The 8,503-nt window shown below is 43.0% G+C and carries 8 protein-coding genes; all 8 read right to left on the reverse strand.

Features of this window, described 5'->3' with window-relative positions; genetic code table 11:
* Positions 1 to 73: 73 nt before the first annotated feature.
* Entirely contained in the window at positions 74 to 943 is an 870-nt protein-coding gene (gene hflC, locus MED121_RS08105) for a protease modulator HflC (protein WP_009833171.1), read from the reverse strand.
* Entirely contained in the window at positions 943 to 2,172 is a 1,230-nt protein-coding gene (gene hflK, locus MED121_RS08110; RefSeq protein WP_009833172.1) for an FtsH protease activity modulator HflK, read from the reverse strand. Before hflK ends, hflC begins: the two co-directional genes overlap by 1 nt.
* A 21-nt stretch (positions 2,173 to 2,193) precedes the next feature.
* Complete coding sequence (gene hflX / locus MED121_RS08115; protein WP_009833173.1) at positions 2,194 to 3,528, reverse strand: ribosome rescue GTPase HflX; 1,335 nt, start codon at positions 3,526 to 3,528, stop codon at positions 2,194 to 2,196.
* Between the two features lie 36 nt (positions 3,529 to 3,564).
* Positions 3,565 to 3,810, reverse strand: coding sequence for an RNA chaperone Hfq (gene hfq / locus MED121_RS08120; protein ID WP_036179762.1), 246 nt, complete (start codon positions 3,808 to 3,810; stop codon positions 3,565 to 3,567).
* A gap of 105 nt (positions 3,811 to 3,915) precedes the next feature.
* Positions 3,916 to 4,839: a tRNA (adenosine(37)-N6)-dimethylallyltransferase MiaA gene (miaA, locus tag MED121_RS08125; protein WP_036179765.1), complete on the reverse strand. Its 924-nt coding sequence runs from the start codon at positions 4,837 to 4,839 to the stop codon at positions 3,916 to 3,918.
* A gap of 2 nt (positions 4,840 to 4,841) precedes the next feature.
* A complete protein-coding gene (gene mutL / locus MED121_RS08130) occupies positions 4,842 to 6,755 on the reverse strand; it encodes a DNA mismatch repair endonuclease MutL (protein ID WP_009833176.1) in 1,914 nt (637 codons plus the stop codon).
* An 82-nt stretch (positions 6,756 to 6,837) separates the two neighbouring features.
* Positions 6,838 to 8,169 carry an N-acetylmuramoyl-L-alanine amidase gene (locus MED121_RS08135; protein ID WP_009833177.1) on the reverse strand — a complete coding sequence of 444 codons (1,332 nt, stop codon included), beginning with the start codon at positions 8,167 to 8,169 and terminating at the stop codon, positions 6,838 to 6,840.
* Positions 8,170 to 8,249: 80 nt separating this feature from the next.
* A partial coding sequence (tsaE, locus tag MED121_RS08140; RefSeq protein WP_009833178.1) for a tRNA (adenosine(37)-N6)-threonylcarbamoyltransferase complex ATPase subunit type 1 TsaE occupies positions 8,250 to 8,503 on the reverse strand: 254 nt, incomplete at its 5' end.

An 8,503-nucleotide genomic window follows, 5' to 3' on the forward strand; every position in this document is an offset into this window, starting at 1 on the left:
TTGTAATCATACCATGTTTCCCATTTGAACAAACAGACCCTCAAACAGGAAACTCAGTATTAAAACACCACTTTTATTGTTCTGCCTGATTCAGATATTTAAAGAATTCACTATCTGGCTTCAAGACAAACACATCTCCTTGATTACCTAAGCTTTCACGATAAGCCTGAAGGCTTCGGTAGAACTCATAAAACTCAGGATCTTGAGTATAAACATTAGAGTAGACAGATGCAGCTGTTGCATCACCATCACCTCGAATCATCTCAGACTCACGAAATGCTTCAGCCTCTAATACGACTTTTTGTCTATCAGCATCAGCTCGAATACCTTCTGCAAGCTCAAGACCTTTCGATCTATGCTCACGAGCTTCTCGCTCACGCTCAGTACGCATACGCTGGTACACCGACTCAGAAACATCTGGCGGAAGATCAATTCGTTTAACACGAATATCAATCACAGTGATACCTAATTGCGCTTTAGCAACTTCATTCAAATTATCACGCAATTCAGTCATCAAACTATCACGTTGACCAGATACAACTTCGTGCATGGTACGCTCACCAAACTGATTACGAAGACCTGTATCGACTAATGACGTCAAGACACGATTGGCATTAATCTCATCACCGGAAGTTGCGGTATAGAACTTATCAACAGACTCGATACGCCATTTCACATAAGAATCAACAATTACAGCTTTCTTCTCTAGTGTTAAATAACGCTGAGGTCTTGAATCTAAAGTCAAAATACGCGCATCGAACTTTTTGATCTCGTTCATAATAGGTATTCTAAAGTGAATACCCGGCTCAACATCGTTATCAACGATTTCACCAAACTTCAATACAACCGCACGCTCAGTTTCATTAACAACATAAAGCGTCTGAGATGCTGCAAAAACACCCAACACCACCACAAATAAAGCGACAAATGATATACCTTTCATTAGTTGCGGCCCTCTCTACGTGTTACACCTTGACGTTTTCTGATCTCATCTAAAACCTGATCAGTTAAGTCACTGATATTGGCTGTATCATAGCTAGCAACACCCGAAGCTGTTGTTTTGCGTTCAGACACTATTTTGTCAAGCGGTAGATACATCATGTTATTTCCACCCTCAACATCAACAACGACTTTGTTTGCATTACCGTAAACATCTTCCACAGTTTCAATATACAAACGACGACGCGTTACTTCAGGCGCTTTAACATACTCTTGATACAAACGATCAAAACGATCCGCCTGACCTTCCGCCCTGGCAACAACTTCAGAGCGATAAGCTTCAGCTTCTTCTCGAATACGTTGTGCACGACCACGAGCCTCAGGTATCACACCATTAGCATAAGACTCTGCTTCGTTACGAACACGCTGTTCATCCTCTTTCGCCTTGATAACATCATCAAATGCAGCCTGCACCTGTTGTGGCGCCTGTACATTTTCCACGTTCACCTGGGAAATCAACAAGCCTGTACCATAGTCGTCAATGTATCTTTGCAACCTTGTCTTAACATCCTGAGCTAAAAGCTCACGACCTTCTGTCAAGATCTGATCCATTTCAGAGCTACCTACCACATGACGCAAGGCACTTTCTGTCGCTTGCGACAAGCTACTTTCAGGGTCACGAACATTCAGCAAGAAATCTTTAGGATTTTGCACTAAATATTGAACCGATAAACCAACCTCTACGATCGCCTCATCTTCGGTCAACATAAGCGCTTTGTGGTCATGTGAACGTACTTTGGTCACATTCTCAGATTGCACACTATCAATTAGAGGTGGATTCCAATGCAGTCCAGGCATTACCGTTTCATGGTACTTACCAAGGCGCAAAACAACACCACGTTCCTGCTGATCCACCTGATAAACACCAGAGGCCGCCCAAAGCGCAGTAACAGCAACAACACCGACAGCAAGCAAACCACCACTCATCTTACCGCCAAGACCGCCACCACTAGGGCCGCCTGAGCCACCCTTATTGCCTTTGACACCTATCATGTCCATCAGCTTACGGAAAGCTTCATCAAGGTCTGGTGGCCCTTGGTCATTACGACCTTTACGGCCCCAAGGGTCATTATCACCTTGACCATTATCATCAGGTCGACCATTTCCAGAATTCTTGTTCTTATCTGGATTCCATGGGTCATTGTCGTTATTACCCGGTTCATTCCAGGCCATACTAGATCTCCACTAATAAAATTAATCTAAAAGCCAAGGGTCAAGCTCTTGCCTGTCTTGCATAAATGCAGACAAACCACTTTCAGGCTTAACACCGGCGTTCGCTAAAATAGTCAAATAATCACTTTTGGGTATGCAAATTTTTAACACAGAGGAACCAGCTTCATCATAGGTCTCTGATAAAACGGCACCCTGATCAAATAACATTGCCCTAAGGCGCCCAGCACTAGCAGGTAACACCAAGGTTTCTCGAATAACATCAATTGCTAACACTTCAGCAATCGCTTGGCGCAACAAGTCAATTCCAGTACCCTGCTTGGCAGAAATCCAAACTCGATACGGCATACCATCTTCATTACGATCAATCCTTGGCTCAACATCTGCCAAATCATCAATCTTATTAAAGACCAACAAGGTAGGAATTTCATCAGCATCAATTTCTTTTAACACTGCATTCACATGCCCGACATTTTCATCACGATTAATGTCACTTGCATCAACAACATGTAAAAGCAGATCCGCTTCAGAAGACTCTTTCAAAGTCGCCTGAAATGCTTTAATCAGTTTGTGGGGTAATTGGCGAATAAAGCCCACAGTATCAGCCAAAACAACCGCACCTACTTGCGCCAAATCCAAACGGCGTAACGTTGGATCCAATGTGGCAAATAATTGGTCGGCAGCAAACACCTCAGCCCCAGTAATAAAGTTAAACAGGGTTGATTTGCCCGCATTGGTGTAACCCACCAATGACACAGTTGGCACTGCAGATCTATCACGTGAACGGCGGTTTTGGTCTCGTTGGGAACTTACTTTATCTAATCGTTTTTGAATAGATGTAATTCGTTCACGAAGTTGACGCCTATCACTTTCTAGCTGAGTCTCACCTGGGCCACCACGAACACCAATACCACCTTTTTGTCTTTCAAGGTGAGTCCAACCTCTTACAAGACGGGTTGCCATATGCTGTAATTGCGCCAACTCAACTTGCAACTTACCTTCATGGGTTCGCGCACGCTGAGCAAAAATATCCAATATCAGTCCAGTACGATCTAGAACACGACATTGCAAAGCTTCTTCTAAATTTCTTTCTTGGGAAGGAGAAAGCGCATGATCAAAAAGAACGACTTGCGCCTCTTCTTTTTCAACAATTTCGCGCACTTCATCAAGCTTGCCTTTACCAATAAAATATTTAGGGTCGGGTTTTTGGCGAGAGCCAGTAACCACTGCGACAGGAGCGATACCAGCTGAGGTTGCAAGCTCTACAAACTCTTCTGGGCCATATTGAATCTCACCATTGTGAAATTCAATATGAACTAAAACAGAAACATCGCCACTTTCAGGACGTTCAAAAAACAAATTTAATTACCTCAGTTTGCCTTAGTAATAGACAAACTATTCAGCAGCATCTTCTGGCTGATCAGGAGATGGTATACGGATCGTACGAGAAGGAACAACAGTCGAAATCGCATGCTTATACACCATTTGACTTACTGTGTTCTTCAGCAAAATTACAAACTGATCAAATGATTCAATTTGCCCTTGCAACTTAATACCGTTAACCAAAAAGATAGAAACAGGTACTCTCTCTTTGCGTAAAACGTTTAAATAAGGGTCTTGTAGTGATTGCCCTTTTGACATTGTCATCTCCTTAAAAAATTGACTTGAGATTCAAATTAAATCTCATTAAAACAATATTGTAGATAGTACATTATTTCTTTCTTGTTTACCCTATATAATCCTGCTTCAAAGGGATTTCAAGGCCTTGGACAAAAGATCTTTGTCAAAAGTGTCAAAAACTTGAAGATTCTCCCAACTTCTTAACCAAGTCACCTGCCTTTTGGCCAATTGCCTCGTTGCAACAACCCCGCGATAAATCGCCTCATCTAGATCACATTCGCCCGCAAGATAGGCCCAAATTTGTCGATAACCGACACATCGCACCGAAGGCATATCCACATTTAAATCACCTCTTGCATACAAGGCTTCCACTTCCGCCAGGAAACCTTGCTCCATCATAATATCAAAACGCTGCTGAATACGATCGTGCAACACAGATCGCTCTTCAGGCATAACCGCTATACTAGCAAACTGATAATCCCCTGCACTTTGCTGCTGCTCAGCCCATAGGTCTGTCATAGATCGCCCTGACAATCGACAAACCTCAATCGCACGCTGTAGTCGCTGTGGATCATTAGGGTGTATTCGCTTTGCAGATTCTGGATCGAGACGCTCAAGCTCTTGATGCAAATGAGACCAGCCAAACTCTGCCGCCTCTTTTTCAATGTCTTTTCGTACCTCTGGATTGGCTTGAGGCATTTTTGCCAACCCTTTGATTAGGGCATTAAAATACATCATGGTACCACCAACCAATAACGGCTTATTACCACGCTTTAAGATGGCTTCGATTTCATTTTTGGCATCACTCACAAAATCAGCAGCAGAATACACTTCTGTCGGCTCTTTAATATCAATCAATCGATGAGGGGCTCGTTTTTGCATCTCTAAATCAGGCTTAGCCGTCCCAATATCCATACCACGATAAATCAAAGCAGAATCAACACTCACAATTTCATAACCATGTTTTTCAGCCATTTCGATGGCTAGATTGGTTTTCCCCGCGGCAGTTGGCCCCATCAAACAGACCACCTGAGGCTTCTCGTTTAACACAATTAACGCCCCCTCAAAAAGAGCTTATCCAACTCTGACATTGTCATTTGAGTCCAAGTCGGACGACCATGATTACATTGCCCACTTCTTTCTGTAATTTCCATATCCCTCAGCAAACTATTCATTTCTGCAATGGTCAGCTTTCTATTTGCCCTCACAGAGCCATGACAGGCCATAGTCGCCATTAATTCATTAGATCTCGCCTCAAGAATATCGGTCGTACCATGCATAATAAGGTCACTTACAACATCACGAACCAAGTTCTCCACGTGCCCTTGACTCAAGATAACAGGCACCTCTCTAACCATAATGCTTTCCGGCCCAGAGCGCTCAACCCTTAAACCAAACGAGCTAAACACCTCATCCGCCTCTTCGACTAAGTCCGCTTCACTTTGCGCAACGCTAATATTAATAGGGACTAATAAAGGCTGAGAAACAATCTGTTTAGCATAAAAAGCATTCTTCATTTTTTCATATAAAATACGCTCATGAGCCGCATGCATATCAACCACAATAAGCCCGTGTTGATTTTCTGAAAGAATATAAATGCCATGCAATTGAGCAATTGCAAAACCCAGCGGTGGCATTCCAGACCTTTCGGCCTCAGCCACCCCATCTTTGTACATTGGCGCCCGCTCTATGACCTCACCCGTTAGGGGATTAACATTTGATACAGGCACATCTGAGGAGGTTACTTGATGGGCAAAGTCTGCCATTTGAGACATCACACCCATTTGCCCAGACACCTGCCCAGAAGTGACTGGGGCCGAGCTTGCTGCACTCATCCATGAAACATCACCCATAGCACCTGGTGTCATTGGCGATCGATTAGACAAGGTCAAGCTATCTTGCTGAGTAATAGATTGACTTACTGCAGCATTATCAACCACATCAAGCTCAGCCGTCGCTTCCGGGCGCACATCAGCAAGCACTTTATGAATTTTACTGAAGAGGAAATCATGCACCAAACGACCATCTCGAAATCTCACCTCATGCTTAGTCGGATGCACGTTCACATCAACTGTCGCAGGATCTAACTCAAGATATAAAACAAAGGTAGGATGCCTGCCGTTATATAGAACATCTCGGTAAGCTTGACGCACAGCATGGGCCACCAATTTATCTTTAACAACACGCCCATTTACAAAAAAGTATTGCAGATCAGCCTGTGAGCGCGAGAAGGTCGGCAGACCTATCCAACCCCAAAGCCTTAACCCAGCAGCTTCAACATCAATTGCCAATGCATTTTGTACAAAGCTCTTACCCAACAAAGTCGCCAGCCGATGCTCAGCATGCATTTGATCAGTAACAGCCCTTAAGTCATACACCTGCTTACCATCATGACTTAATCTAAAAGCCACATCATATCGACTTAATGCCAGACGCTTAACCACTTCGCTTAGATGATTAAATTCGGTTTTATCCGTACGTAAAAATTTACGTCTAGCAGGTGTATTAAAGAAAAGATCACGCACCTCAATGCAAGTACCTTCTGGGTGAGAAGCAGGCTTCACATTGGCCCCCATATCTTTGCCTTCAGCCTCTACTCGCCAAGCGTCTTGTTCTCCTTTGGCCTTTGAAGTCAACAAAAGACGAGAAACCGAACTAATACTGGCTAATGCCTCACCACGAAAGCCGAGTGACTGCACCGCTTCCAAATCATCTAAAGTATGGATTTTACTGGTCGCATGCCGACTCAAGGCTAAGGGCAAATCATCTTTTACAATACCCGCGCCATTATCGCGAATCTTGATTTGCCTCACGCCCCCCTGCTCAACCTCAACATCGAGCTGAGTTGCTCCGGCATCCAAACTATTCTCTAACAACTCTTTCACCACAGATGCGGGACGCTCAACCACCTCACCCGCGGCAATTTGGTTGGCTAAACGCGGTGATAATAAATTTATTCTTTGCATAATTTTTAGAACGACTACCTAAATTAAAAGAGCACAAATACCAAGCTAGATATATGTCAAGCTAAATGAGCGTCATTGTAAATTAACCTGCTGGTATAACAAGCTTTTGACCTATCCAGATAACATCATTTTTAAGGGTATTTGCCTTTCTAAGCTCAGCAATGGAAATACGGTTTTTACGGGCAATTTCCGATAAAGTATCTCCCTTAGACACGACATAAGAGGTGGCCGTGTTTTTATTTTGCTGACGCCAAGCCAATAAGGACCCTTCTGGTGGCGTTGCTGTAAATGCTTCAACTATTCCCTTTGACATGGCTGATGCTAATTTTTTTCTATAGCCTGCACTGCCTAAATTTTTTGCTTCAGTGGAATTAGAAACAAACCCAGTTTCTACTAAGATAGAGGGAATATCAGGGGATTTGAGCACAACAAAACCCGCCTGCTGCACTGTGTTTTTATGCATATGGGCAACCTTATCCATTTGATTAAGGACCTTGTCACCAATATCTAAACTAAATTGAATTTTTGAGTTCATTGACATATCAAGTAACACTTCAGCCAACAGCTGATCTTTATCATCTAATGATATACCACCAACCAACTCGGCCGACTGCTCTTGTTGTGCCAACCAACGACCCATTTCACTTGTCTTACCACTTAAAGAAAGCGCCCATACAGAAGCGCCTCTTGCCTTTGGATTGGTAAAAGCATCCGCATGAATTGACACCAGTAAATCCGCATTTGCGTCTCGGGCAATCTTAGAACGTTGCCTTAGCTTCAAATAGACATCTTTTGAACGGGTTAAAACGGCTTTAAAGCCGTCCACCGCATTTATTTTGCTCGCAAGCGATTTTGCTATCGATAGCACGATGTCCTTTTCTCTTACTTTATACTGCCCCAACGCGCCAGGATCTTTACCACCGTGCCCAGCATCAACAACGATCACAATGTCGCGTTTTATATTTGCGATATTTTTTGTCGTTTTAACCGGCACGCTTAGCTTGGCTGTTTTTCCATAACTTAATTCAACCATTACCCTAGGGCCATATTTAGCATTAGCCCCTAACACGCTGCTCTTAGCTTTAGCTTTTTGACTTAAATCGATAACAAAACGCGTACCATCCTCTCTTTTACCGGCACGCAAACGTCTTAATACACCAGATGAAATGCTGGCTAACTTCTTTTCCAAAGCCGCACTAAGCTCAACACTTTTTAGGTCAAGCACGACTCGATCAGGATTGGATAAGGGGAACAAACGGTGAGTAACAGGTTCAGACAGGTCAAAAATCAACCTTGTAAGGCCATTTTCTTGAGCTATACGCACGTCTTTTACTGTCGCTCCAAATGCATTGACAGTAAACAAAAGACTAAAGGTGAGAACTAAATTAAAGGTTAATTGATAGAGTTTCTTCATACATATCAGATAGCTGCAAGCGTTAAGAGCACACTATAACGCTTGCCTATCACGATCTCAATGCAGTAACTAATTTTATCTTAGCCAGCCAGCTTTTGGTCAAGACTTTTTAGAGCATTAATCCCTTTATCACTGATCGCTTCAATACTGACTTTTCTACCACCACGCACAAGATCAATATAAATATTCACATCAACTTGAGGTAAGCAGCCTTGGCCCATTTCAGGCCATTCAATCAAACACAAACTATCATTTTCAAAATAATCTCTGATCCCCATAAACTCTAGCTCTTCAGGATCAGCCACACGATATAAATCAAAATGATAAATATTTT

This window comes from Marinomonas sp. MED121, from assembly GCF_000153025.1.
Classification (GTDB): domain Bacteria; phylum Pseudomonadota; class Gammaproteobacteria; order Pseudomonadales; family Marinomonadaceae; genus Marinomonas.

Excerpts from the sequence above, each read along its gene's own strand:
- hflC (WP_009833171.1), bottom strand. The coding sequence starts at position 943 with ATGAAAGGTATATCATTTGTCGCTTTATTTGTGGTGGTGTTGGGTGTT.
- hflK (WP_009833172.1), bottom strand. The coding sequence starts at position 2,172 with ATGGCCTGGAATGAACCGGGTAATAACGACAATGACCCATGGAATCCA.
- hfq (WP_036179762.1), bottom strand. The coding sequence starts at position 3,810 with ATGTCAAAAGGGCAATCACTACAAGACCCTTATTTAAACGTTTTACGC.
- mutL (WP_009833176.1), bottom strand. The coding sequence starts at position 6,755 with ATGCAAAGAATAAATTTATTATCACCGCGTTTAGCCAACCAAATTGCC.
- MED121_RS08135 (WP_009833177.1), bottom strand. The coding sequence starts at position 8,169 with ATGAAGAAACTCTATCAATTAACCTTTAATTTAGTTCTCACCTTTAGT.